Consider the following 24,625-nt stretch of genomic DNA (forward strand, 5'->3'; position numbering starts at 1 on the left):
TGTCTGCCCTGTAAATGGAGGTGCGAAGCTTTTCCAGCCTTCTGCTGATGCGCCGGGTCGTCCTCACAGCCCGGTTGTCTTATTGTACGCTAATCCCCTGGTAAAATATACCCTGCCAGCCCATCCTGGCCAGGTTGTTCCAGGCCAATTATTCTTTCGCCCTGTCCTGCCTTTTTTCCTCTATTTTCATGAAGAGTTCCGGGATAATTTTTTGTGCAGTCTCCGGGACATTTCCAGGCCGTCGCGGCTGGCGGGCCGGGAACCCGGCCCGCGGCCAGGATTACCCTCATGACTATCAAGTCGCCGGTTTTCCGGCCCCGGATCTTCCTTGTCTTTAGCCTGCGGCGGCCTGGCTCCTTTACCCTTATCCTGATCCTGATCCCGCCCTGTCCCGGCATTATTTTTCCCAGCTATCGCCGGTCCCGGCGCAGCCCCGTTTCCGGCTCCGGCACCATTCCCCTCCGGGAAGGGACCCTTGCCTAAGGCGGCCTGCAAGGCCGGGCCCAGAAGTTCCTCCCTCTTTAAGAGATCGGGATCCTTTTTTAATCGGGTAAAGACATCGTCCCAGTCAAAGTTGATCTGTTGCAGGACCCTGGTGATGCTCTCCCGCTGCAGGTCGGTGGCTTTAATCCTGGCTCCGGCGGCCAGGGCCTCCAGCATAATGCTGTACTTGCCGGCCGAGAGACCGGCGGCCTGGGCGTGCTGGCGGATCTCCGGCTGCACAGTAGCTGCTTCTACAACAGCCTGGACCTTGGCCTGGCTAAAGACATCCCTTGCTTCCCGCGTAAGCTTTTGTCCCAGGGCATCACCGGCAGCCAGTTTCTCCTTTTCCGAGCCGGCCGGGACTACAGTAACTACCATAGCACCGCTGCCGCCGGCCAGGTAATACCCCTGGCGCAGGGCCTCCAGGGCAAGGAGCTTCATCGCCCTGGTTACCTTTTCCCCCTGCAAGTTAATACCAGCCAGGAGCTTTTCGCCGTCACTATTTAAGCCCCGGGCGTTGATAACTATTTCCCCTTTATCGACGGCGATTTCGACGCTGGGGTTGATGTCCACGTTTACATAATAGGCCACAACAGGTAGAGCTGCTGACGGCGGCGGCGCTTGCCCCTGGCGTACCAGGGCGCTGGCCAAAATGAGCATTAGGATTACGGCCGCGGCGGTGACCAGGGGCCAGATCGGCCTCCGGGTCACCGGTGGCAACATAACCTCTTCTCCTACTTCCGGCAGGGGAGCTGCCACCTTTACGGTGCGCCACTCTCCCTGGGGCGTTAAAACTACTACCTGTTCCCCTGCCCTGGACATGACCAGGCCGCGTTCAGCGCCGTCCATCCTGACCACCCCTCCGGTCCTGGTCGATATAACCGGCCAGGTATTCGTAATTGCCCATGAGCATGATTACTGCGGCAATGATATATTTGCGATGGCGTTCCAGGGTTTTACGGCTGGTCTCGACTTCTCTCTCCAGGGCTTTTAGAGGCAGAGCCTTCCGATTGAGGAGATATTGTTTGAGGAGGGGGTTAGCAGCCACTACCCGGGCGGCGGCCAGGGCCCGGTCCCGGGCATCCCGGTGCTGGGGGCTGCACTTGACCAGATCCCTCAAGGTAATACCATAAGAGGAAAGTTCTTCCTGGTAACGCATAATCTCGTCCCGTCTGTCGGCTAGTTCGTCGATCATATTTATTTCATCCCGGGCGACGGGGTCGGCTGTAGCCGCCGCTTCTCCCTCCATGGCCTGGAGGGAGAGGACCTGGCGGTGCCGCCCTTCCCGGCGAAAATAATCGATCAAGCGCCGCCGGATAACCGTCTCGGCCAGGGTTAAAAAAGTGGCGCCGCCTTCTAAACGGTAGTTATCGATAGCCTCGTTAAAAGCCATTAAGCCAATACTAGCTTCGTCGTCTTCACCCAACCGGATATAATGGCCTGTCGTTCTGGCAACTACTGCAAGGATAAAGGGGGTATAGCGCCGGATGAGTTCCTCCCTGGCCGCGGCATCCCCACCCCTGGCCTGGGCCAGGAGGTGGTTGGGATCAGCTCCGGGCTGCAATTTGCGCTTCACCTCACTATACTTTTTCGCACCGGTATCCAAATTTATGGCCGGCGGGAATCACCGCCGGAAAAGTAAGTTTAATACTATCGTCAGGATCAGGCTAAGCACTAAAGAGGTGACCAGGGGCAGGTAGAAGGTAAAGTTGCCCTTCTGGATATAAATGTCGCCCGGCAGTCGGCCGATGGCCAGGAGCTTGCCCAGGCCCAGGAGCAACAGGCCCATGAGGGCCAGGAAAAGCCCCATCCCCAGGAGCATCCGGCCTAAAAAACTCCAGTCACCCATGAAGTGTTCCTCCCTTCAAAACAAGCGGCCTTCAGGTTTAATCCCCAGGTGTTCATAGGCCCCCGGGGTAGCTACCCGGCCCCGGGGGGTACGCTGGAGAAAGCCCTGCTGGAGTAAAAAGGGTTCGTAGACGTCCTCGATGGTGTCCGGCTCTTCGCTGATGGCCGCTGCCAGGGTCTCCAGACCGGCCGGGCCGCCGTTAAATTTGCGAATCAGGGTTAACAGCAGGCGCCGGTCGGAGCTGTCCAGGCCGGCAGCGTCGACCTGCAGGAGCTCCAGGGCCTCCCGGGCTACTTCCTGGGTGATGACCCCGCCGGCCCGGATCTCGGCGTAATCCCGGACCCGTTTTAACAAACGGTTGGCCACCCGGGGTGTCCCCCGGGCGCGCCGGGCGATCTCCCGGGCTCCTTCCGGCTCGATGGCTACCGTGAGGATACCGGCCGCGCGGCGGATGATCTCTTCCAGTTCCGCCACCTGGTAAAACTCCAGGCGAGAGTTGATGCCGAAGCGGTCCCGCAGGGGGGAAGATAGTAACCCGGCCCTGGTCGTCGCCCCCACCAGGGTAAAGGGGGGCAGGTCCAGGCGGATGGAGCGGGCACCCGGTCCTTTGCCCAGGATAATATCCAGGACGAAGTCTTCCATGGCCGGGTAGAGGATCTCCTCGACCTGGCGGGGCAGGCGGTGAATTTCATCGATAAAGAGGACGTCATGGGGCTGCAGGTTGGTAAGGATGGCTGCCAGGTCCCCGGCCCGCTCCAGGGCCGGCCCCGAGGTAACCCGCAGCTGCACCCCCAATTCATTGGCGATTATCCCGGCCAGGGTCGTTTTGCCGAGCCCTGGCGGACCATAGAGAAGGACGTGATCCAGGGCCTCGCCCCGTTCGCGGGCCGCCTGGATAAAAATACCCAGGGTCTCCTTGACATGTTCCTGGCCTATGTACTCGGCCAGGCGGCGCGGCCGCAGGCTCAAATCCAGTTCCTGGTCTTCATGATGCAGGTTGCCGGCTACCAGTCTTTCCGTCGCCAACTAAAAACCTCCCCCTTGGCCCAGGGTTTTGAGTACTGCCTGGAGCAGGGCCGTGGTCGTGGCCCCTGACCCCAATTCCTGCCGTGCCCGGGCCAGAACTGGGGCAACCTCTTCCCGGCTGTAGCCCAGGGCCTCCAGGGCGGCCAGGACTTCATCATTATCCTTGTCCCCAGCCGGGCTGGCTGCCGCCACCGGCCCGTTTATCAGGCGGGATTTCCTTACGGTATCCTTTAGTTCCACCAGTAACCGCTGGGCTTTTTTAGCCCCAATACCAGGCAGGGCGGTTAAAAAGGCCGTATCCCCGGCGGCAATGGCCCGGGCGAACTGGTCCGGGGTAGCCGCCCCCAGGATCTGGAGGGCGCCCCGGGGCCCGATACCATTCACCCCCCGCAGGAGGGTAAAGAGGCGCAATTCTTCGGGCCGGGTAAAGCCATAAAGTTCCAGGGCGTCTTCCCTGACCACCAGCTGGGTATAGACGGCTACTTCCGCCCCTGGCTCCGGCCAGGAACGATTGGTCGCCGTGCGCACCAGCCAGCCGATGCCCCCGGTCTCCAGGAGGATGCCCTCCGGCATGACCTGGTGTAACTGGCCCCGCAGGTACCCGATCACCGGCCCGCCGCCTCCTGTTCCTTTTGCCGCCAGGGGGCGAAGCTAGCGTGGCAAATGGCTACTGCCAGGGCATCAGCCACGTCATCAGGCCGCGGTCTTGCCGGCAAGGCCAGTAAAGCCTGGACCATGCGCTCGACCTGTTCCTTGGGTGCCCGGCCAAAACCGGCCACGGACTGTTTGACTTCCAGGGGGGTATACTCGGCTACCGGCAGGCCGGCGTGGGCTGCCGCCAGGAGGATTACCCCCCTAGCCTGGCCCACGGCCAGGGCGGTTTTACTGTTTTTATTGAAAAAGAGTTCCTCGATGGCCAGGGTTGCCGGCTGCTGCCGGGTGATTAACTCCCAGAGACCGGTATAAATGGTTGCCAGCCGCTGGCAGGTTTCCTCACCAGCCGGCGTCCGGATACAGCCATAGTCCAGGGCCTGCAGGCGGCCGCTGCTGGCCTTTACCAGGCCGTAGCCGACAATGGCTGTACCGGGATCAATTCCCAGGATTAACATGATTATGCCTCCGTAAAGAACAAGTAACCTCCTGGCAACTATTCGACATCCAGGAGAGCAGTTCCTTTTTTCCAACCAAAAGAAAAACCGGGTCAGCGACCCGGTGGGGCATGGCGTAAATATTCAACGGTATTCATCCAGGCTGTCCAGGGCTTCCAGGAGCTCTTGCTCGGAATTAAAGACAGCGGCACCGCTCTGGATCTGGGCCTGCCAGTTGGGCGGTAATGAGGAAAGCTTCAGGCCGGTCACCCGCAGTAGCGGCCCCAGGGTACCGGCAGGACCCTGGTAAACAGCTACCAGGCCGTCCTTGACGGCCAGGTGGCGTTTAGGGGCACAGGCCGGGCACAGGCCGTCTACCTCCTGGGTGGCGACCAGGCGCCCGCTTTCCTGGGTCAGGTGCCAGCCCTCGGTTGCCGGGAACAGGGTGCTCATCTCTTCCCTGCCGGCCCACTGCCACTTGACCCCTGCCGGCAGGGGCAGCGGGTAGGAATGACCGCAGCCCCGGTAGTACTTTTCCAGCCGCGGCTCGAGCTGGAACCGGGGTTCGATAATCCCCGGCACCCGTAAGACCACCGCCTGGCGGCCGGAGTTCACCCTGGCCCCCTGGTAGGCAACTATTCCTCCCAGCAGGAAAATAATCAGGCCGATGATAATTAAACGCCGGCTATAAACTGGCATCGTGGCGCCTCCCGGTTAAAATTGCCACTAGCTAGCATTGCCGGCCGCCGTAACTTTTATACCTTTTACTAGCTACTTTCCTATATATCCAACTGGTCCATAATTGCAGCAGGAATATCGGCATTTGTATATACTGCCTGGACGTCATCGTGATCCTCCAGGCGGTCTACCAGGCGCATAACTTTACCGGCCATCTCCGGGTCATCGATGGTGACCGTCGTTTGCGGTACCATCTCGACCTCGGCACTGGCGATGGTGACGCCACTGGCCTGCAGGGCCTCCCGGACTGCTTCCAGCTCACCAGGTGCTGTTTTGATTTCCAGCACCTCGTCGTCCTCGTCATCGACGTCCTCAGCCCCGGCCTCAATAGCCTGCAGGATTACTTCTTCCCGCTTCTCTCCGGCCGGGATTTCCACTGTGATTACCCCTTTAGGGTTAAACATCCAGGCCACACAGCCGTTTTCGCCCAGGTTACCACCGCCCCGGGAGAAGATGTAACGAATCTCCGATGCTGTGCGGTTGCGGTTATCGGTGGCTATATTAAGGAGCATGGCTACGCCACCGGGTCCATAACCTTCATAGGTCATTTCCTCATAATTGGCCCCTTCCAGTTCGCCGGTGCCGCGCATAATGGCCCGCTGGATATTTTCATTGGGCATATTGGCTTCTTTGGCCTTGGCTATGGCCGCTTTCAGGCGCATATTACCCTCAGGATCGCCGCCCCCTATGCGGGCGGCAATGATAATCTCGCGCCCGATTTTGGTAAAGAGGCGACCTCGTTTTTCATCGACCTTGGCCTTACGATTCTTGATATTGGCCCACTTGGAATGTCCGGACATCCCTTTGCCCTCCTCTCTCTCAGAATTTAATTGACGTTAAAATTCTAGCATAGAGGGCCGACCAAAAGCAACACTAACCCGGAACCCGGTAAAAAACTATGGAGCCCCTCATGGATGCTGTCGCCCTCGCCACGAAACCATGAAAATGTTCGCTAAAGGGCTGGCGAGTACAGGTGTAAGGCGGCTTGGTTCGAGGCGTCAGATACTTCCGCGAAGCCGCAGCAAAGCGACGGTGTAATATTTTACCTCTAAGTTTTATGTTAACTTATTTTCTGTTTTATGATAAAATGGGTAACAACGTCGTGGCCACCTGTAAACGCCGAATTTCCGTGGCAGGAAAACGGGGGGACCAATCATTGGGGTTAATCCCGGTCCCTGGCAATAGTTCTATCTTTAGCGGGCTTTCCTTGAGGGGAAGCCCCAGCGAAGGAGAAATAGCTGGGGGCCGGGTAGGGCACTTCCGCCCGCACCCGGCAGCTAACCCCGCAGGCGTTGGAAGGAGGTGGATTTATTATTAGCAGGGCCAGGCGTAAAGCATCAAGAAGGAGGCTTTGCCCGTGCGACGTAAGTGGCTAATCACCACCATGAACCTGGTCTTTGCCGCCGCCCTGGTCGCCCTACCTGTAAGCGCGGCCCGGGCCGTCACACCTGTCAATAATGCTCCCTCCATTACTTACGCTTATAACAATAGCCAGTATATCTCACCCTACTGGCTCTGGCACTACCGCCAGGTCGCCCTGAACCCCGGCAGCGGACAGGCATCCCAGCCTGCGCCGCAGCCAGTAAACCCGCCCCGGCCGGCCCCGGTACCCGTTCGGCCACCCAGGCCCGCTCCCCAGCCGCAACCTGTCCCGGCACCCCAGCCCGTACCCCAGCCGGCTCCCACCGGTAACTACCAGTTAAGTGACTATGAACAACAGGTAATCGATCTGGTCAACGCCGAACGGGCCAAAGCCGGCCTGAAGGCCCTGGCAGCCGATCCCCGGCTGGCCCGGGCGGCCCGTTTGAAGGCCGAAGACATGCGGGACCATAATTATTTCAGCCATGAGTCGCCAACCTATGGCTCCTTCGCTAACCTGCTGCAGCAATCTGGCATTAGCTTTCGCACAGCCGGAGAGAATATTGCCGCCGGTTACAGGACGCCGGCAGCGGTAGTGGCGGCCTGGATGAACAGTCCCGGCCACCGCAGCAATATCCTGAATGCTAACTTTACAGCCATTGGTGTTGGCTACGCCGCCGGCGGCAGCTACGGCACCTACTGGGCCCAGGAATTCATCGGCAATTAAGCGGAGAAATCAAACGGGGAAACAGGAAACGGCAGGTTTAAGTTAAAACCTGCCGTTTTTTTCTGCGGCCAGCACTACCGCTACCAGCGTTACCCATTGGGGATTGCTGCCGCCAACCCACTTCGTCAGCCTAATTTAAATAACTCGGTGCTCAGGTAACGCTCGCCGGTGTCCGGGGCAATGGCCAGGACCCTTTTGCCGCTCCCCAGGCTGCGGGCTACCTGCAGGGCAGCGTAGGCAGCCGCCCCGGAGGAGATGCCTACCAGCAAACCCTCCTCCCGGGCCAGGCGCCGGGCCGTTTCCAGGGCGTCTTCATTGGTTACGGTTATAACCTCATCAATGAGAGCCCTTTTTAGGACTGCCGGCACAAAACCAGCACCTATGCCCTGGATCTTATGCGGTCCCGGCCGGCCGCCGGAAAGGACCGGCGAGGCTGCCGGTTCCACGGCGATCACCTTCACTCCCGGAATCTCTTTTTTTAAAACCTCACTCACGCCGGTCAGAGTGCCACCGGTCCCTACGCCAGCGATAAAGGCGTCTATCCTACCGTCCATCTGCGCCAGGATCTCCCTGGCGGTAGCCTGGCGGTGGATGGCCGGGTTGGCCGGGTTTTCAAACTGCTGGGGCATGAAGTAGCCGGGATTCTCCCGGACTAGCTCCGTAGCTTTGTCCACGGCGCCCTTCATGCCCAGGTTTCCAGACGTTAGGACAAACTCCGCCCCGTAGGCGGCCATGAGCTTGCGCCTTTCCATGCTCATAGTCTCCGGCATGACCAGGAGCAGGCGGTAACCGCGTACGGCCGCTACCATGGCCAGGCCAATACCAGTATTGCCGCTGGTGGGTTCGACAATGGTGGCCCCTGGTTTAAGGCGGCCGTCGGCCTCGGCTGCTTCAATCATGCTCAGGGCGATCCGATCTTTAATACTCCCCCCCGGGTTGAAAAACTCTACTTTCAAGTATACCTCCAAGCCCTGATCCGGCAAGCGATTCAGGCGCAGGATCGGTGTCTGGCCGATTAACTGGGTGATGTCCCGGGCTACTTGCATCTCGACCCCTCCTATAGTTAAGTATTTCTATCGGAATTAATTACATAATAGCTCCTCCACCGGCCCTTGTCAAGTAATAAAGCCCCGGCATCTACCCTTTCTGGTAGTATGCCGGGGCTCCCGTTAGTAATTCCACCTCAACCGCATCCTGACTTAAAAGGCTTCCAGCACAATTTTATGGTCCACCAGGGCCATTTCTTTAATCCGGGCGCGCAGGAGTTTGCGCTTACCAAAGATATCCTCCATTAAGATGCCCTCTTCTCCAGGCAGGACCCGGTCGACATTCTCAAAAATCAGTTCCTCGTCCCCGCCTTCTTTCAACAGGTAGGCATTGGCTTCACACATCCTCGCTCCCCCCTTTCTGACAAAAAACCTTGAGGCGTTGTACCAGGGCTTCTATTAGATGGGGTAAGGGTTCCGTGGTAACCCCGATTATCTCTACCCCGGACCTGTTGACAGGCAACAAGATTTTGCGCGCTGGGCTGGCGGCAACGGCCGCCGCCATGGTCGGGGTCAGCTCGCCGAGCATAGCATCAGCCAGGATTACAGCCAGGGAGCCGGTGATAACGTCTACGCGGGGTACATTGTAGAGTATCGCTCTTTCACCGGTAGCACCCTCGTTGGCCCCGGCCTTAAGCATGGCCACGGTGGCCGCCGCGTTGGTCCCTAGGGCCAGGATCTCTACCTCTGGTGGCAGCTCCTGCCGCAGCCGCACGGTGATATGCTTGCCAATGCCGCCGCCCTGACCATCGATAACAGCTATGCGCAGCGAGGCTACCTCCTCCGAAAAAAGTAAAAGGGGCCACAGGGAATCTTACCGGCTCCAACCGGTTCTGACCTCCTCGTGGCCTTCCATCCAGCGCGGTCTCCACACCGCTTTAGTATATATTATTCGCCCTTAAGACCCCGATTCCTGCCTGGTGGACAAGAAAATTTAAAACCCCGGCGAGTGCAGGATGCCCTTTAACATTTCCGAACCCAAGGAGACATAAGTCCGGGGTACCGGGCCGACGATAATGGCTTCCGCCACGGGAATGGTGGTGGCTACCTGGACCTTATCCCGGCTGAAGGGGGCTACGACCTGGACTTCGCTCTCCGCCTGGAGGTAGATGCGATGGCGCGTCTGATTAATACCGGCACTTTCAAAGGTATCCCCGACGTTGACTTTTACCGTACCCAGGGGTACAAAGCGCACCGGTACCGGGGGACCGTAAGCAGCCAGGAGACGGAGGCCCAGGACCTGGCCCAGGGGCAGGTAATAGGTTTGACCCTGCAGCCCGGCCAGGCGTTCCTGGATGGCGAGCTGGGCTGCCGCCTGGAGGCGGCTAATGCTCAGGGCATCGGCCTGCATGAAGACTACCTGGCCGCCTTCACTGCTGCCGGGCTGGATCAGGTTATTATAGCTCACCTGGCCGGTTAATTTGTCCAGGACCGCCTGCTGCATGGCCTCGGTGGCCACCCAGCGGGCCTGGGCGACCGCCAGGGCATCCAGGGCCGGCCGCAGGCGCCACTCCAGGAGGAGCACTACCAGCAAACCGGCCAAAATTAATAGCACCACCGCTCCCCAGGGACGCTGTCCCGGGCGCCGCCACCGCCGCCGCAAGGTTATCACCCCCATATAGAAAGTATACTCAGGCGGCGGCTAAAATGTGTGCAGGCGGGCAAATTTGCGTTTACCGGCCTGGAGGATCATCCCTTCTGTTATATCAATCTCCGCCTCGGGATCGTCCAGGCGTTCACCGTTAATTCTTACAGCGCCCTGGCGGATTAACCGCCGGGCCTCGCTGGTGCTGGGAGCCAGCCCGGCCTGGACCATAAGCCGGGGCAGCCAGGCTTTTGGCTCATTAATATTTACCTCCGGTATGTCTTCCGGCAGATCGTGCTGCTGGAAGACCTGGCGAAATTCTTTTTCCGCTTCCCGGGCGGCTGCCGGCCCGTGGTACAGGGTGACAATCTCCCGCGCCAGGCGCATTTTCCCGTCCCGGGGGTGCAGGCTGCCGGCGGCCAGGCCCTTTTTGATGGCTTCTAATTCCTCCAGGGGCACGGCCGTCACCAGTTCATAATAGGTGGGCATGAGTTCATCAGGCAGGGACATAGCCTTGCCGTACATCTCCCGGGGGGGGTCCTTGATACCGATATAGTTGCCCAGGCTCTTGCTCATTTTCTGGACGCCGTCCAGGCCGGGGAGAATGGGCATCATCATGGCCACTTGGGGCTCCTGGCCGTATTCACGCTGCAGGTGCCGGCCCATGAGGAGGTTGAACTTCTGGTCTGTTCCCCCCAGTTCCACATCGGCAGCCAGGGCTACCGAGTCATAGCCCTGCATCAGGGGGTAAAAAAATTCGTGGACGCTAATGGGCCGGTTTTCCTGGAAGCGACGGGCAAAATCGTCCCGCTCCAGCATCCGGGCCACCGTGATACTAGCCGCCAGTTCGATAACCTCAGTGAAGGTCAGTTTGGCCAGCCAGCTGCTGTTAAAGGTGACCCTGGTTCGATCCGGATCCAGTATTTTGAATATCTGTTCTTTATAGGTTTCCGCATTGGCCAGAACTTCGGCTTCTGTCAGCTGGCGCCTGGTTTCCGACTTGCCGGTAGGGTCGCCGATGCGGCCGGTGAAGTCACCGATGATAATAATCACCTGGTGACCCAGTTCTTGAAACTGGCGCAGTTTCTGGAGCACCACGGTATGGCCCAGGTGGATGTCCGGCGCGGTGGGGTCCAGGCCTAGCTTTACTTTCAGGGGCTTACCAGTGGCCAGGGATTTTTTTATTTTCGCCTTTAAGTCTTCCTCCGGGACAATCTCAGCCGTTCCCCGACGGAGTACCATCAACTGCCGTTCTACTTCCTGCTGCAAGTAAACCATCCTCCGCTAATGTAGTGCAACTTTTCCGTTCCCCCAACGTCTATTATAAAGAGAGAATCACAGTAGCCAGCCGCCACCAACGAACGGGAGAAATCGAGGCAGGGCTTGCTTTAGTTTAGCATAAGCTGCTGCCGTCCTTCAAGGTGTCAACATTCCCCTATCGTCCCGGCTATGATATAATGAAAAAGCCGTTGAAAGGAGGTCAATTAGAAATAATGGCTCCAGAGAAAAAACGCCGACGTAAACTGAATATTTTCCGGGCGGCATTACTAACCCTGGTGGTGCTAGGGGTAATCCTGGTAGGCGCCGGGGCCGGTTTTGCCATTGGCATCATTCGCTCCATGCCTGACTGGCGCCCTGACAACTTCAAACTGGATATGACTACCTTTGTCTACGATAAAAACAACCAGCTGGTTGATGAACTTCATGGGGAGCAAAACCGGGTGGTTGTGCCCCTGGATAAGATCCCACTCAACCTGCAAAATGCCGTCATCGCCACCGAGGATGCCCGCTTCTATCAACATCACGGCATCGACATCAGGGGCATCCTGCGGGCCGCCTATATCAACCTGCGTCATGGCAGCATCCAGGAGGGTGCCAGCACCTTGACCCAGCAGCTGGCTCGTAATGCCTTCATTGACAACCCCCAGCGGACCTTCAAACGCAAGATTCAGGAAGCCTTGATGGCCATTCAACTGGAACGCATGTATACCAAAAAAGAAATTCTGGAGAAATATCTAAACATCGTCTATCTAGGTCCGGGCACCTACGGGATGGAAGCCGCCGCCCAGTACTATTTCGGTACAGATGTCCAGAACTTGGATCTGGCCCAATCAGCCGTGCTGGCCGGTATTATCCAGAACCCCGGTCGTTACTCGCCCTTCATCAAAGGCAATGAACAGGCCACCAAAGAGCGCCAGGCTGCAGTGCTGGACAATATGGTAAAGTATGGTTACATCACCCCGGAACAGGCCAGCCAGGCCAAAGCGGAGAAGCTAAACTTTAATCAAGCTAAAAAGACGACAACGGCTAAATACCCCTATTATATCGACGCCGTCGTGGAAGAGGCCAGCCAATTACTGGAAAACAAGGGCATCGAAGCTGCCGAGCTCTACCGGGGCGGCCTGAAGATCTATACGGCCCTGGACTCCGGCATCCAGGCGGAAATGGAAAAGGTCTATCAGGATAAAAACAACTTCCCGGCCAGTGCCCCGGATCGCCAGATTGAGAGCGCCATGGTGGTCCTGGACCCCCATACCGGTGAGGTACGTGGCCTTGTAGGTGGCCGCGATTATACCACCCGCCGGGGCTTCAACCGGGCCATCCAGGCGGAACGCCAGCCTGGTTCAACTATCAAGCCCCTGGTGGTCTATGGCCCGGCCCTGGAAAAGGGTTATCCCCCGGCCTTTGTCATTGATGATGTCCCCACCACCTTCCCCAGTACGCCCAAACCCTTTAGCCCCCGCAACTACGACGGCCGTTACCGGGGCCTGATCAGCATGCGGGAGGCCCTGCGCTGGTCCGTCAATGTGGCCGCTGTCAAGATGCTCAGCACCATCGGCGTTGATGCTGGTTTCGATTTCGGCCAGCGCCTGGGGTTACCCCTGAAACCGGAGGACCGCAACCTGGCCCTGGCCCTGGGCGGCCTGACTACCGGGGTCTCGCCCCTGGAAATGGCGGCCGCCTATGGTACCTTTGCCAACCAGGGGATCTATACTCCCCCCCACCTGATTAACCGGATTACCGATCATAATGGCCGGGATCTGGTCGTGGTCAACCCACCCAAAAAAGCCGTCATGAGCGAGCAATCGGCCTACCTCATGACCGACATGCTCGAAACAGTCGTGGCCTCCGGTACCGGCACCAGGGCCCAGCTCGGCCGCCCGGTCGCCGGCAAAACTGGTACCACCTCCCTGCCGGAAACACCAGAATTTAAAAACCTCAACGGGGAAAAGGATGCCTGGTTCGTCGGTTATACCCCGGAACTGGTCGGTGCTGTATGGATGGGTTACGACCAGACCGATGCCCGCCACTACCTGAAGAGCGTTGCCGGGGGCGGCTACCCGGCCCTGATCTGGAAAAAGGTCATCGGCGCTGCCCTAAAGGATAAACCGGTCCAGGATTTCCCCCGGCCGGCTGGGATTATCTACGCCGATGTGGACGCCAAGTCGGGCCTTTTGCCCAGCGACCTGACGCCCAAGGAGTTTATCGTGAAAGAGATCTTTACCCAGAGCATGCTGCCGAAAAAAGTCTCCGATGTCTGGGTGCAGGTCCAGATCGATCCTACCACCGGAATGCTGGCCACCCCCAATTGCCCCAACGTGACTACCGGTGTCTTTTTAAAGCGGCCGGATGGTTATAACGGCCCGGTTAAACCTGAGGATGCCTACCTGGAGGCGCCGACGGAGTATTGTACCCTCCATAGCGGCGGCGGCAACGGCGCCAAGCAGGAGCTGGTAAGTATCTGTACCGACCCGCGCCATGGCGGCGCCCTGTTCTTGGCCAACGTCCCGGGCCCGGGCCAGTCTGGCGGCTGCCCGCCCCAGTACGTCAAGCAGGTCCAGCTGCCCCCAGGCCAGGTGCCTACCAAGCATTGTGACCTGCCGGACCACCAGCTTGTACAAAGCACCAGTAAGCCCGGCCAGAATACCGGACCGCCGGCCCCGGACCTCAATGGCCAGCTGGAAGTCGGCCCTAACGTCAGCCAGCCCCGGGTAATCCTTTCCTGGGATGTCGCCGACGGCGGCAGTTATGTCTTCTCCGTTGAGCGACGCACCGGCGGTTCCGGCTACCGCAGCCTGGCCATCGTCAAGGATACCAGCTATACCGACACCGGCGTTAAGCCTGGTCTCACCTACCAGTACCGGGTAATTGCCCTGACTGGTGAAGACAGGTCCGGCACCCCTTCTAACGAAGTAACCATTGCCGTCCCCAAGAAGTAGTTAAAAAGCCCCGGCTGCTAGCCGGGGCTTTTTAACGCCCAAGATCGACAACTGTGACGCCACTACCCCCTTCACCGGCCCCGCCCAGGCGGAAGCCCCTGACCAGGGGATGCTGGCGCAGGTAGTCCTGGAGGGCCACCCGCAGGGCGCCGGTACCCTTACCATGGATCAGGTTGACCCGGTTTAAACCCGCCAGGACGGCGTCGTCCAGGTAGGCATCCACCCGGAGACAGGCCTCGTCCACAGTCAGGCCCCGCAGGTCGAGCTCCGGCCGCAGGTCATCATTAACGGCCGCCTTGACCGTCCAGCCACCGCCGTTAACCTCCCCCCCGACCGGGGCCTTGTTTTTGCGGCTCCTGTCTTTCACCAGGCGCAGTTCCTGCAGGGGAATATTCACCTTCAAGGCACCGACCTGGACCAGGACCTCGCCCTGCTCGCCAGGGGGACTGAGGACTGTGCCGGTCTGGCCCCAGGACGCCAGGTACACCTGATCCCCGGCCTGGAGGTTCTCCGGCGGCCGTCCCGCTGCCGTTGGCCGGTAGCCATCCAGGACGGCCTCTGTCCCCTCCTCGAGCTCCTTTAACCGCTGGCGGGCTGTGGTCAATTCCCGTTGCTGGCCGCGCAGGTTTTCTTCGGCCAGGGCCTTCTCGACCCGGGCCATGATCTCCCGGACCTCATACCGGGCCCGGCGCAGGATTGTCCGGGCCTCCTCCCGGGCCTTGTCCAGCTGTCGGGCGGCCTGCTGCTGCCAGGCCTGCTTCTCCCTGGCCAACTCGGCCCGGGCAACTTCAGCCTCCTGGCGTAAAGAGGCGGCTGCAGCCCGTTCCCGGGCGCTGGCGCGCTTATCTTCCGCCAGGCCGGCAATCAAGTGGCTGACCCGCTGATCCTCCTCGCTTAAAAGGCTCCGGGCCCGGTCGATTAGCGCCGGGGGCAGGCCCAGGCGGGCGGCCACAGCAAAGGCATTGCTCTCCCCCGGGGCGCCGATGAGGAGGTTATAGGTCGGCTGCAGGGTCTGGCTGTCGAATTCCACGGCGGCGTTTTCCACCTCCGGCGTAGCGTAGGCGTAGGCCTTAAGCTCACTGTAGTGGGTGGTGGCGATGGTCCGGGCGCCCAGGGCCGTCAGGTGATCGAGGATGGCCATGGCCAGGGCCGCCCCCTCGGTGGGGTCGGTACCGGCGCCCAGTTCGTCCAGGAGGATCAGGCTCCCCGGCTCTGCGGCCCCGATGATGGTCACGATCTGGGCCATATGGGAGGAAAAAGTGCTCAGGGACTGTTCGATACTCTGTTCGTCGCCGATGTCGGCGTAGACGGCGGCCGTAGCGTCGACTTCGGTACCGTCGGCCGCCGGCAGGTGCAGGCCGCACTGAGCCATAAGGGTAAAAAGGCCTACCGTCTTCAGGGTAACCGTCTTGCCGCCGGTATTGGGACCGGTAATGACCAGAGTATTGAAATTTTCGCCCAGGGTCAGGCTGATCGGCACTACCCGGCCCCCGAGGAGAGGGTGACGGCCCTGGCGGATCCGCCAGCGGCCGGCGGCATTGAGCCGCGGCGGCAGGGCGGCCAGGGCCTGGCTGAGGCGGCCTTTGGCCAGGGTAAAATCCAGCTCGCCCAGGGCGGCCAGGGTGGCCAGCAGTTCCTCCTTTTGCCCGCCGATGAGGTTGCTCAGGTGCTGCAGGATAACCTCTACCTCCCTGGCTTCGGCCGCCTGGAGACGCCGCAGTTCATTATTCAGCTCCACCAGGGCCATGGGTTCGATAAACAGGGTGGCCCCGCTGGCGGACTGGTCGTGGATAAGACCGGGGACCTGCTGGCGGTATTCCTGCTTAACGGGAAGGACATAGCGATCGTTGCGGATAGTAAAGAGGTTGTCCTGGAGGTATTTCTGCATCTCCGTTGAGTGCAGGTAGCCATCCAGGCGCTCTTTGATGCGGCCCTGGGCCTGGCGGATCTGCTGGCGGAGGCTGGCCAGCCGCAGGGTGGCCTGGTCCAGTACCAGGCCATCGGGACCGATGGCTCCGGCTATAGCCTTCTCCAGCTGGCGGAAGTCGCCGATCCCGGTGGCCAGGCCTTGCAGGATGGGCCAGTCACCCTCCAGGCCCAGGAGAAACTGGCGCAGGCGCCTGCCGGCCGCCAGGGTAGCAGCTACCCGGAGGAGTTCCGGGCCGTCCAGGATAGCCCCGGCCGCCGCCCGGCTAATCTCCGGCCTCAGGTCATGAAAGTTACCCAGGGGTAGATCCGGGTAACGTAACAGTACCCGGTCACCTTCGCCGGTGGCGGCCTGGCGCCGCCGCACCGTCTCCAGATCCCGGGCCGGTGCCAAGGAACGGACCAGCTCCGCCCCCAGGGGCGACAGGCAGCACTCCTCCAGCCGGGCCAAGACCTTATCCAGTTCCAGCTTGAGATAAGTCTTCTGCAAAAACCCTTCCCCCATTTTTTATCTCGTTCCCATGATACCTGTAACAGCTGCCGCGGTCAACAGGAAAGCCCGGCCTATTGCCAGCCGGGCATTCCCCTTTAAATAACGCCGCGGAAATAGTGGCCGCGGGTAATACCTGCGGGGGCCAGGTCCTCGGCCTGCCGGGCGGCCGCCGCCAGGACGCCCTCTTCTTCCCGCGTCCCCAGGGCGGCCAGGGCCTCCCGGTAAAGGCCGGTCAGCCGGCGGATATAACCGGCTGGTTTTTCCCGGACCTCAAGGCGCACCCAGTTCAGGTTCAGGGCAGCGATGACCGCCAGGTGATCCACCAGGCTCATCTCTTTGGGGTTATAGAGATAAAAGTGGCACTGCCGGTCTGTAGCTATGGGGAAGACCAGCCCCAGGCGGTCCTTGAGGCCATAATGCCCCCGGCGGCAGGGGGCCGTGCAGGTCCGGCCTGTTTTCTTGCCGCCCAGGCGCGCCCCCAGGACGCAATGGGCCGAGACCATCAAGGGCAGTGAACCGTGGACGATAATCTCCAGGGGTAGACCCGCCGTTCGCGCCCGCAACTCCCGCAGTTGCTCCAGGTTTAGCTCCGGCGACAGGGTTACCCCCGCCAGGCCGGTAGCGATTAAATCCTTTACTGCGGCGGCATTAAAAACGTTCAAGGGGTAATCGCCCCATCCCTGCAGGTGGTGCTGCTGCAAAAGCTCCAGCCCGCCCAGGTTGGCCACCAGGATTAACGCGGCCCCGGCAGCCAGGAGGTGTTCCAGGTGCCGGTTGACGGTTGGGGTTTCCTGCTCATGCCACAGGCGCGGCAGGGCCGGGATCAGCTCCGCCCCCTGCTCCCGGGCCTGGGCCAGCAGTTCCTTCAGGCCGGAGGTGTCCAGGGGTCTTTTACCCTGCCAGACCTCACCAGCCAGGTAAACCCGCCGGGCGCCGGCCTCCAGGGCAGCGCGGGCACCCTCCCTATCGCCCACGGCCACTGCCAGGCCAGGCCGGACCTGATTGGCGCGCCGGTGCATCACTGGACTGGCAGGGACCTGGCTACCGCCTGTTACCGCCCCGCTCCCACCCTGATTATAGCCAGTAGCCCCGGCCGCTCTCTCTCCTGCCACCAATTCGGGAGCAGTTATTGCCTCCAGCCGGGCGAGGTAACGTTCCCGGGCGGCCCGGAAGGTCTCCCGGTCCGGTACCCGCCGCGGCCAAGCTTGCAAGCGTTTTTGGCGTAACAGGTCTATGGCCTCCCGGCGCACCCGGTTCAATTCGCTTAAAGGAACCATTACCGGCCCTTCCAGGGTGGCCTCCAGGTGGGCCAGCCGGTAGGGGGTGTTGCCCAGGCGGCCCAGCTGCGCCCTCAGGGTAGCCTGGTCCAGGGGATGGCGCTGCGCCACGGCAGCGGCTACCCTTGTCTGCACCGTGACCCGGCGGCCCCCCGGATCCCTGACCTCCAGTTCCAGGGGTATTCCCGGCCGGGCCTTGACGAGCATGGCCAGGGGCATCCGCGGCTCTTCCCGGGGGGAGGTATAGGTCCGCCGGATCCTCTCCAGGAGCTCGGCGTCACTAGTTTTAAAGATCCGGTCCCCCGGTCTGGTGGCCGGCGGTAGCTCCAGGGCCACGGTAGCCCCTGCCGGGGCAGCAGCGATCTCGCGTCCCTCCTGCCAGATGTGATGGACGACCATTCCCTGGTGGCCGCCCCGGCTGACCCAGACATCCAGGCCGTCCCCCCGGCTTAAGGGGGCCTCTAGGTGCACCGGCCAGCGCCCGGCCTGGCGCTGGCCGGCCCGGCCCAAATAAAGGCCCCGGTTGCTGGGCCGGCCGTAACCCATGAGATCGGCGCCCGGGTCGCCGGCCAGGTAGCCCGGCGTAAAATCGCGGTTAAAGATTTGGGCCACTTCTTCCCGTTCAGCCGGGGAGACGGTAAAACCCTCCGGGTCCGCCAGGTAGCGATCGATAATCCGCCGGTAAGCCCGGGTAACTACAGCTACATACTCCGGCCGCCGCAGGCGACCCTCGATCTTAAAAGCCGTCACCCCGGCAGCCAGCAGGTCGGGCACCCGGTCCAGGGTGTAAAGGTCGCGGGTGCTTAAGAGGTGTTCCGGTTTGGCTTCCAGGGGCCGCCCGTTCTCGTCCACCAGGAGATAGGCCAGGCGGCAGGGTTGGGCGCAGCGGCCGCGGTTGCCGCTGCGGCCCCCGATCATACTGCTGAGGAGGCATTGACCGGAATAGGAGAAACAGAGGGCGCCGTGGACAAAAGCCTCCAGTTCTATCTCCACCTGGCTACTGATGGCGCTGATATCGGCCAGGGATAGCTCCCGGCCCAGGACGACCCGTTGGAAACCCAGCCCCTGTAAATAACGAGCACCGGCGACATTGGTGATGGTCATCTGGGTACTGCCAATGAGGGGTAATCCGGGAAGGAGCTGGCGAGCCAGGGCGACCAGGCCCAGGTCCTGGACGATAATCCCATCGGCCCGCGCCTCCCCCAAGAAGTAGAGGTAATCCAGGGCCGTAGGTAGTTCCGTATCCGCCAGAAGGATATTCACAGTTACATAAATACGACAATCCCGCTCGTGGGCGTATTCGATGGCGGCTACCATCTGGTCGCGATCAAAGTTGGCCGCCCCCGCCCGGGCGTTAAACTGTTGCCCCCCTAGATAAACGGCGTCGGCCCCGTTGGCAATTGCTGCCTTCAGGGTTTCCGGGTTACCTGCCGGGGCCATGAGTTCTGGTTTCGGCATCTTTTCACCCCAAGGTTTATCACTCCAAGATTTATTATATCGCTTCCGGCAGTAAATAAAATAAGGTAGTCAAAAACGCCGGCAGCTTTTCTTAGCCTGCCGGCGTTTTAATTTCTATCTACACTTTTTAACATTTTAATGCTACCTTAGTTCTGGTCTACTTTACCCGCAGGATCTGCGGCTACAGGGACGTAATCAGCCCGGCAAAACCACTCCCAATTGCTCCGCAGGCAGTTATAGCGCTCCTCCAGGCGGGCATAGGCCTCGTTGAGTTCGCCAGCCGTCAGGGCAGGCAGTACCCCTGCGTACTCTACTTCCGCTAAAACCTTAGCCATTCTTTATTCCTCCCTTTTAAATTTCCTTTGGTAGCGTTATTTTACCACACTTTTAAAACAGTTGCGTCATTCCCCTGCTACATGGTCGTTTTTCTCCTGCCGGTGGTTGATAATCCCCCCTAAACGGTTTTTTGTACCTCTTTTCACTAATACCTATATGCAAATTCCATGCCAGCCCATAAAAATACGGCCTTCGCAGCCATAGGGTATGCGAAAGCCGTCTCATGCACAAGCCAACCGGCCCGTAATAATACATATTTCTAGACACCGATCGGCTTGATTTCCGAAGAATAAAGGAAAATCTGTAGTCCATATATTTGGATGGGATTCAGTTTTTTATATCGGCGTTTACTCTATCCCGTTTTTTCGACCCATTAACTTATAGCGTTTAATCATTTCGTTTAAGGTACTGCGCTTCAGGCCCAGGATCTCTGCCGCCCGGGCCTGCACCCCCTGGCTCTCTTCCAGGGCCTGAAGAATAAGCCGCGCTTCGTAGGCTGAGACAGCCTCTTTGAAACTCATGCCCCGGGTATAGGCCCACCCGGTAGCGCTAGCCGCCATGTTACGGAAGTGCCGCGGCAGATCGCCCAGTTCAATCTTTTTACCCTCAGTCAGGATAACGGCCCGCTCGATGACATTCTCCAGTTCCCGGACGTTCCCCGGCCAGTCAGCCCGCACCAGGGCGTCCATAGCCTCATGGGTAAAGCCGTTAACCTCTTTACCCAGGCGCTGGCAGGATTTTTCCAGGAAGTGCCGGGCCAGCAGGGGAATGTCGTCGCGCCGCTCCCGCAGGGGCGGCAGCCAGATGGTGATAACGTTGAGGCGGTAAAGGAGTTCCGGCCGGAAGGATCCTTCTTTGACGGCTTCTTCTAGATCGCGGTTGGTCGCCGCCAGGACCCGAACATTGACCCGGGTGGGCCGGGTTTCCCCTACCCGCAGGAATTCCCCCTCTTGGAGTACCCGCAGCAACTTGCTCTGGAGCCCCAGGCTGATATCGCCGATCTCGTCCAGGAAGATGGTGCCTTCGTGGGCTTCCTCAAAGAGACCCTTTTTCGCCGTGACCGCCCCGGTAAAAGCGCCCCGGGCGTGGCCAAACAACTCACTTTCCAGTAAAGTCTCCGGCAGGGCAGCGCAGTTAATGCTGATAAAGGGGGCTTCGCTGCGCCGGCTGTTATAGTGAATCGCCCGGGCCACCAGTTCCTTACCTGTACCGCTCTCGCCCCGGATTAAAACTGTGGCATCGGTTTTAGCCACCTTTTCAATCAGGCGGTAAACCTCCTGCATGGGCGTGCTGTTACCCACCAGCTGGCCGAACTGGCCCTGGAAAGCCTTAAGTTCCTGGCGCAAGTGGAGGTTGCTTTTCTCCAGCTGGGCAATCAGGTAGGGCAAACACATCCGGTTTTCTGCCAGGCCATGATAGACAGCAACGGCCTTTTCCCGGCAGGAGGGGTAACCACAGGCGCCACAGTTAAGTTCATCTTCGGGGGTGTACTTGCCCAATTCGGCCAGGATGGCCCGGATATCTGCCTCGCTGGGCTGGGGGAAGAAAACGCTCCGGTCGTGGAATTCCCGGCGCAGGTTGATCCCGGAGAGGTCCAGGGGCCGGGGCGGGGTTTCGTTTTTCAGGCCCTGGCGGGTAAACTCGGCAATGATCTTCTTCCGGCGGAAAGAAGAAAAGTTATTCTCCTGCATGGGGCCGTTGATACAGCCTTTACAGAAAAGCATATCGACTATCTGGGGGACCATTTTGCCCTCGTTGACGGCCTTTAAGAACTCCAGGCAATCCTCCCGGCCCTCCACCACCAGGACCTGGTTGGCCAGGATGTCGGCGTCGATGCCGGCACTCCGGAGGAGGCCGCCGCCAACGGGGTATAAGCGTCCCAGGTAAGCGGGTTCATTGTCAAAGTCGCTATCACCACACGTAGCGATGTCAATCTCCCTGGCAGCCAGCATTTCCTTAATTTCCGTAAAAGTAAGCACGGCGTTGACGGCCCCGGCCACCTCTTCATCGCCAGCCTCACCCTTTTTAGCCACACAGGGACCGATAAAGACCACCCGGGTATTCGGCCCCTTGCGGGCCTTGAGGTAACGTCCCAGGGCGATCATGGGTGAGACCACCGGCACCAGCTGGGGTAGCAGGCGGGGGAAGTATTTACTCACCAGATTAACTATCGCCGGGCAGGGGGTGCTGATGAGACCCTGGCGTTCACCAGACTCCTGGAGGTATTTCTGATACTCCAGGGTCACCAGGTGGGCGCCAAAAGCCACCTCGTGAACCTCGGCAAAACCCATCTTCTTTAAAGCCGTCACCACTTGGCCGGGCCAGGCTGGGTGAAATTCGGCGACAAAGGAAGGCGCCAGGCAGGCAATAACCCGGCCGCCGTCGGCCAGATATCCCTCGGTCCGCTCTACTTCGCGTTCTACCAGTTTGGCCTGCTGGGCGCATACCTGGACACAGTGACCACAGGCAATGCAGAGCTCAGGTACCACCCTGGCCTGGCCATCGACAACTTTGATGGCCTTGACCGGGCAGTTGCGGATACAGGCGTAACACATCCGGCATTTACCTGTGATGGTTTTCACTATTTCCATCAAACCTCGCCCCCTGGCGCGCCCTTTTTCTTAAACCTATTATACAATACATCCGGCCGGATGGCGAGACAAAATTTTGGATTGTAGGGGGCTAAAAACGAGTAGGGGAGAATGGCTAGCCCCCTTTAATTCATGAAAAAATACGATTTCTTAAGGTGATTGAGTAGTTGCGTTTAATCTTTATCCCCCAGGCCGAAAATACGCTTTGTGGTGGCCATGACCCAACTCCAGTGCAGGACAATATGAACGATGACCAGAATAACCGCGATCACCGCCAACAGTTCGTGGAAACCCACCCATTCATGCCGGCTAAAAATAAAAGTAGCCGCTTCGCTCCCCCGTCCCTACCTGCCGGAAGGTAGCACTTTCCAGGTGATGAAGCCCGATATGGCCAGGCCGATTGCGCAAAGGAAAAGAAGCAAATCGACTATGTAGTTTATTTTCCATTTTGGCATAAAAAGATCTCCTCCCTAACAGCAATCGCCCTGGCCGCCGTTCCGGCAGTACTCGATTTCCTTTAAATGGCGCCGAAAGGCGGCGACCACGCCGGGGTCGAACTGGCTGCAGGCGTTGTTTTTCAGCTCGGCCACAGCCGCCTTGCAGAACATGGCCCGGCGGTAGGGGCGGTCGCTGGTCATGGCGTCGAAGGCGTTGGCCACGGCCAGTATCCGGCACAGGTTTTCCGTTCTGGCCTCGTTCCAGTACTTGACGGGCAGCAAAAGGAGAAACTCGTCGCCGCCCCAGCGGCAGATGACGTCGCCCGCGCGCAGGCATCCCTGCAAAACCTCGGCGGCCATTTTTAAAAGCCTGTCGCCTTCTTCGTGGCCGAAAACGTCGTTTGCAAGTTTTAAACCGTTGACGTCGGCCATGATTACGGCTACGGGAAGCTTTACGGTATTGGCGGCATCTTGCAGCCATTCTTCAGCATAGCGGCGGTTGTAAAGACCGGTGAGGGCGTCGTGGTAGCTTAAATGAACAATCCTTCGCTCCCATTCCCTTTGCCGGTGACGTCGCGGAATACCATCACCATACCATGGATGCCGCCGCTTTCGTCCGTTATAGGGGCGGCGCTGTCGGCGATGGGCACCCTATACCCGTCACGGGTGACGAGCATGGTATGGTTGGCCAGGCCGACGATTTTCCCCCTCCTTAAGACTCTGGCGGTCCGGCGCAGGAGGATGCTACGGGATAATATCCAGGCCGCCGTCCACATTAAATTCTTTTCGCTTTCCGCCCACTCCCTGCCTGCACCGCAGACGTCCAGGCCTACGAAGCCGTAGTATTCCTTTTCTAAAAATATGGGCGCCACCAGGATTGATTTTATGCCCTGAATTTTTAAGGTTTCCTTCGTCAAGGAATCGGGAATGGCCTCTATATCGCCATAGTAAATGGCTTCTCGATTTTTTCAGCCTTTCCGTCCACCAGGCGTACTCTTCTTCAGACATATGCTGGAGACTATCTTTCTGGGGGGCAACGCCGGGGGCCATCCATTCGTAGGTGTTATTGATAGTTCCCTTTACCGGATCCCTTTCAAAGATATAGGCCCGGAGGGCGTCCATCCCCTCTCCTAATATCGCGATACTCTTAGTAAGAAAACTTCAAGGTCGCCTTCCTGGAGGGCCTGGGCCGCCAGTTTGCTGACGGTTTGTTCGTATTTTAGAGTCTGGCGCAACCGGACCTCCGCCTGTTTGAGGCTGGTTATTTCCGTACTAAAACCGATTATGTATTTCATCATGCCCTTTTCTGTTATCGGGGTTAATCTGGTGAGCTTTTTCCCCGCCGGGAAGGTTTAATGTTTCTTCGTAGATTATGGGCCTTCCGGCCGTTACACACCTTTGATAATTGTCTTAAATGGTTTTTCCCAGTTCTTCGCCCATCAGCTCCACCGGGGTTTTACCCTGGATTGCATTGAGACTAAAACCCGTCAGCTTCTGGTGGGCTTCGTTGGTGCGCAGGTAACGAAAACGGCCCTCGTCGACTTCCACCAGTAAAAGGGCGTCCTGGGTGCCGTTGAAGATCATTTCCAGCTCATCGGTCAGCTCTTTTATCTTTCCCGTCTGCTCCTCGAAAATTCTGATCCTTGCCGTCTCTGGTGTTATATCCTGAAAGATAGTCACGAAGCGGTCTTTTTCGGGTGAAAAAGCCTTGACCTTATACCAGGCTTCAGGGATGAGGCATACTGCACCATTCTCCCGTCTCGCCGTTCTGCACCAGGCGGTCGTAACATTCCACCCAGTCGAAATCATCTTCCCTTATACCGGGCAGGCTTCAAAGGCGGGATTAAGGTCCAGGAAAACGTAATCTTCCGGCAGGCCTTTTTCGTCGTAGAGAATCCAATGATAGGCATAGCCGCAGGACGCCTTTTCCAAAATCTCCCTAAACAACTCTTGCCCCATGATAGCTCTCCTCGGTTTAGATTGTCT

At 59.2% G+C, this 24,625-nt stretch carries 25 protein-coding genes and 1 riboswitch; of the genes, 2 read left to right on the top strand and 23 right to left on the bottom strand.

All coding sequences use genetic code 11. The annotated features are described in order from the left end of the window. Positions 1-186 precede the first annotated feature (186 nt). The 8 genes from SDD30_RS02135 to SDD30_RS02170 all read right to left on the bottom strand — a co-directional run bounded on the left by SDD30_RS02135 (position 187) and on the right by SDD30_RS02170 (position 5,984). Positions 187-1,332, bottom strand: a complete 1,146-nt coding sequence (locus SDD30_RS02135; protein WP_434073283.1) for an anti-sigma factor domain-containing protein — start codon at positions 1,330-1,332, stop codon at positions 187-189. Continuing rightward, entirely contained in the window at positions 1,319-2,059 is a 741-nt protein-coding gene (gene sigI, locus SDD30_RS02140) for an RNA polymerase sigma factor SigI (protein WP_434073284.1), read from the bottom strand. The genes SDD30_RS02135 and sigI overlap by 14 nt, the downstream gene beginning before the upstream one ends. 48 nt (positions 2,060-2,107) lie before the next feature. After that, entirely contained in the window at positions 2,108-2,332 is a 225-nt protein-coding gene (locus SDD30_RS02145) for a DUF2905 domain-containing protein (protein WP_434073285.1), read from the bottom strand. A gap of 15 nt (positions 2,333-2,347) precedes the next feature. Beyond that, on the bottom strand, positions 2,348-3,358 hold the full coding sequence (ruvB, locus tag SDD30_RS02150; RefSeq protein ID WP_434073286.1) for a Holliday junction branch migration DNA helicase RuvB: 1,011 nt from the start codon (positions 3,356-3,358) through the stop codon (positions 2,348-2,350). After that, positions 3,359-3,967 carry a Holliday junction branch migration protein RuvA gene (gene ruvA / locus SDD30_RS02155; RefSeq protein WP_434073287.1) on the bottom strand — a complete coding sequence of 203 codons (609 nt, stop codon included), beginning with the start codon at positions 3,965-3,967 and terminating at the stop codon, positions 3,359-3,361. After that, a complete protein-coding gene (gene ruvC, locus SDD30_RS02160) occupies positions 3,964-4,467 on the bottom strand; it encodes a crossover junction endodeoxyribonuclease RuvC (protein ID WP_434073288.1) in 504 nt (167 codons plus the stop codon). Before ruvC ends, ruvA begins: the two co-directional genes overlap by 4 nt. A 123-nt stretch (positions 4,468-4,590) precedes the next feature. Next, a complete protein-coding gene (locus tag SDD30_RS02165) occupies positions 4,591-5,145 on the bottom strand; it encodes a hypothetical protein (protein ID WP_434073289.1) in 555 nt (184 codons plus the stop codon). An 80-nt stretch (positions 5,146-5,225) separates the two neighbouring features. Further along, positions 5,226-5,984 (bottom strand): YebC/PmpR family DNA-binding transcriptional regulator, encoded by a 759-nt coding sequence (locus SDD30_RS02170; protein WP_434073290.1) that lies wholly within the window; start codon positions 5,982-5,984, stop codon positions 5,226-5,228. Positions 5,985-6,291: 307 nt separating this feature from the next. Further along, positions 6,292-6,491, top strand: a riboswitch (cyclic di-AMP (ydaO/yuaA leader). Positions 6,492-6,541: 50 nt separating this feature from the next. Between SDD30_RS02170 and SDD30_RS02175 the strand changes: the two genes are divergently transcribed. After that, the gene (locus SDD30_RS02175) at positions 6,542-7,270 is read left to right on the top strand and encodes a CAP domain-containing protein (RefSeq protein WP_434073291.1); all 729 of its coding nucleotides are present in this window, start codon (positions 6,542-6,544) and stop codon (positions 7,268-7,270) included. Between the two features lie 125 nt (positions 7,271-7,395). Here SDD30_RS02175 and cysK read toward each other — a convergent pair whose 3' ends face one another. The 5 genes from cysK to tyrS all read right to left on the bottom strand — a co-directional run bounded on the left by cysK (position 7,396) and on the right by tyrS (position 11,179). Continuing rightward, positions 7,396-8,316, bottom strand: a complete 921-nt coding sequence (gene cysK, locus SDD30_RS02180) for a cysteine synthase A (protein ID WP_434073292.1) — start codon at positions 8,314-8,316, stop codon at positions 7,396-7,398. 153 nt (positions 8,317-8,469) lie between these two features. Continuing rightward, entirely contained in the window at positions 8,470-8,661 is a 192-nt protein-coding gene (locus SDD30_RS02185) for a CooT family nickel-binding protein (RefSeq protein ID WP_434073293.1), read from the bottom strand. Further along, positions 8,654-9,085: a DUF3842 family protein gene (locus SDD30_RS02190; protein ID WP_434073335.1), complete on the bottom strand. Its 432-nt coding sequence runs from the start codon at positions 9,083-9,085 to the stop codon at positions 8,654-8,656. The genes SDD30_RS02185 and SDD30_RS02190 overlap by 8 nt, the downstream gene beginning before the upstream one ends. A 165-nt stretch (positions 9,086-9,250) precedes the next feature. Continuing rightward, positions 9,251-9,919, bottom strand: a complete 669-nt coding sequence (gene yunB / locus SDD30_RS02195; RefSeq protein WP_434073294.1) for a sporulation protein YunB — start codon at positions 9,917-9,919, stop codon at positions 9,251-9,253. Between the two features lie 39 nt (positions 9,920-9,958). Further along, on the bottom strand, positions 9,959-11,179 hold the full coding sequence (tyrS, locus tag SDD30_RS02200; protein ID WP_434073295.1) for a tyrosine--tRNA ligase: 1,221 nt from the start codon (positions 11,177-11,179) through the stop codon (positions 9,959-9,961). Between the two features lie 215 nt (positions 11,180-11,394). Between tyrS and SDD30_RS02205 the strand changes: the two genes are divergently transcribed. Next, complete coding sequence (locus SDD30_RS02205) at positions 11,395-14,121, top strand: transglycosylase domain-containing protein (protein ID WP_434073296.1); 2,727 nt, start codon at positions 11,395-11,397, stop codon at positions 14,119-14,121. 31 nt (positions 14,122-14,152) lie between these two features. On the opposite strand, the gene SDD30_RS02210 is transcribed toward SDD30_RS02205, so the two are convergent. From SDD30_RS02210 to SDD30_RS02255, 10 genes are all read right to left on the bottom strand, one after another. Further along, positions 14,153-16,537 carry an endonuclease MutS2 gene (locus tag SDD30_RS02210; protein WP_434073297.1) on the bottom strand — a complete coding sequence of 795 codons (2,385 nt, stop codon included), beginning with the start codon at positions 16,535-16,537 and terminating at the stop codon, positions 14,153-14,155. A 98-nt stretch (positions 16,538-16,635) separates the two neighbouring features. Further along, positions 16,636-19,275: a U32 family peptidase gene (locus SDD30_RS02215; RefSeq protein WP_434073298.1), complete on the bottom strand. Its 2,640-nt coding sequence runs from the start codon at positions 19,273-19,275 to the stop codon at positions 16,636-16,638. Between the two features lie 146 nt (positions 19,276-19,421). Next, positions 19,422-19,610, bottom strand: a complete 189-nt coding sequence (locus SDD30_RS02220; protein WP_434073299.1) for a hypothetical protein — start codon at positions 19,608-19,610, stop codon at positions 19,422-19,424. A 348-nt stretch (positions 19,611-19,958) separates the two neighbouring features. Next, positions 19,959-22,202 carry a sigma 54-interacting transcriptional regulator gene (locus SDD30_RS02225; protein WP_434073300.1) on the bottom strand — a complete coding sequence of 748 codons (2,244 nt, stop codon included), beginning with the start codon at positions 22,200-22,202 and terminating at the stop codon, positions 19,959-19,961. A gap of 173 nt (positions 22,203-22,375) precedes the next feature. Further along, complete coding sequence (locus SDD30_RS02230; RefSeq protein WP_434073336.1) at positions 22,376-22,519, bottom strand: hypothetical protein; 144 nt, start codon at positions 22,517-22,519, stop codon at positions 22,376-22,378. A 153-nt stretch (positions 22,520-22,672) separates the two neighbouring features. Further along, positions 22,673-23,221, bottom strand: coding sequence for a bifunctional diguanylate cyclase/phosphohydrolase (locus tag SDD30_RS02235; RefSeq protein WP_434073337.1), 549 nt, complete (start codon positions 23,219-23,221; stop codon positions 22,673-22,675). After that, on the bottom strand, positions 23,170-23,556 hold the full coding sequence (locus tag SDD30_RS02240; RefSeq protein ID WP_434073301.1) for a hypothetical protein: 387 nt from the start codon (positions 23,554-23,556) through the stop codon (positions 23,170-23,172). Before SDD30_RS02240 ends, SDD30_RS02235 begins: the two co-directional genes overlap by 52 nt. A gap of 213 nt (positions 23,557-23,769) precedes the next feature. Further along, the gene (locus SDD30_RS02245) at positions 23,770-23,937 is read right to left on the bottom strand and encodes a hypothetical protein (protein WP_434073302.1); all 168 of its coding nucleotides are present in this window, start codon (positions 23,935-23,937) and stop codon (positions 23,770-23,772) included. Between the two features lie 112 nt (positions 23,938-24,049). Continuing rightward, positions 24,050-24,319: a hypothetical protein gene (locus tag SDD30_RS02250; RefSeq protein ID WP_434073303.1), complete on the bottom strand. Its 270-nt coding sequence runs from the start codon at positions 24,317-24,319 to the stop codon at positions 24,050-24,052. A 135-nt stretch (positions 24,320-24,454) separates the two neighbouring features. Further along, complete coding sequence (locus SDD30_RS02255) at positions 24,455-24,598, bottom strand: hypothetical protein (protein ID WP_434073304.1); 144 nt, start codon at positions 24,596-24,598, stop codon at positions 24,455-24,457. Between the last annotated feature and the right edge of the window lie 27 nt (positions 24,599-24,625).

This window comes from Moorella naiadis (nom. illeg.) (assembly GCF_051020825.1).
Taxonomy (GTDB): domain Bacteria; phylum Bacillota; class DSM-521; order Neomoorellales; family Neomoorellaceae; genus Neomoorella; species Neomoorella naiadis.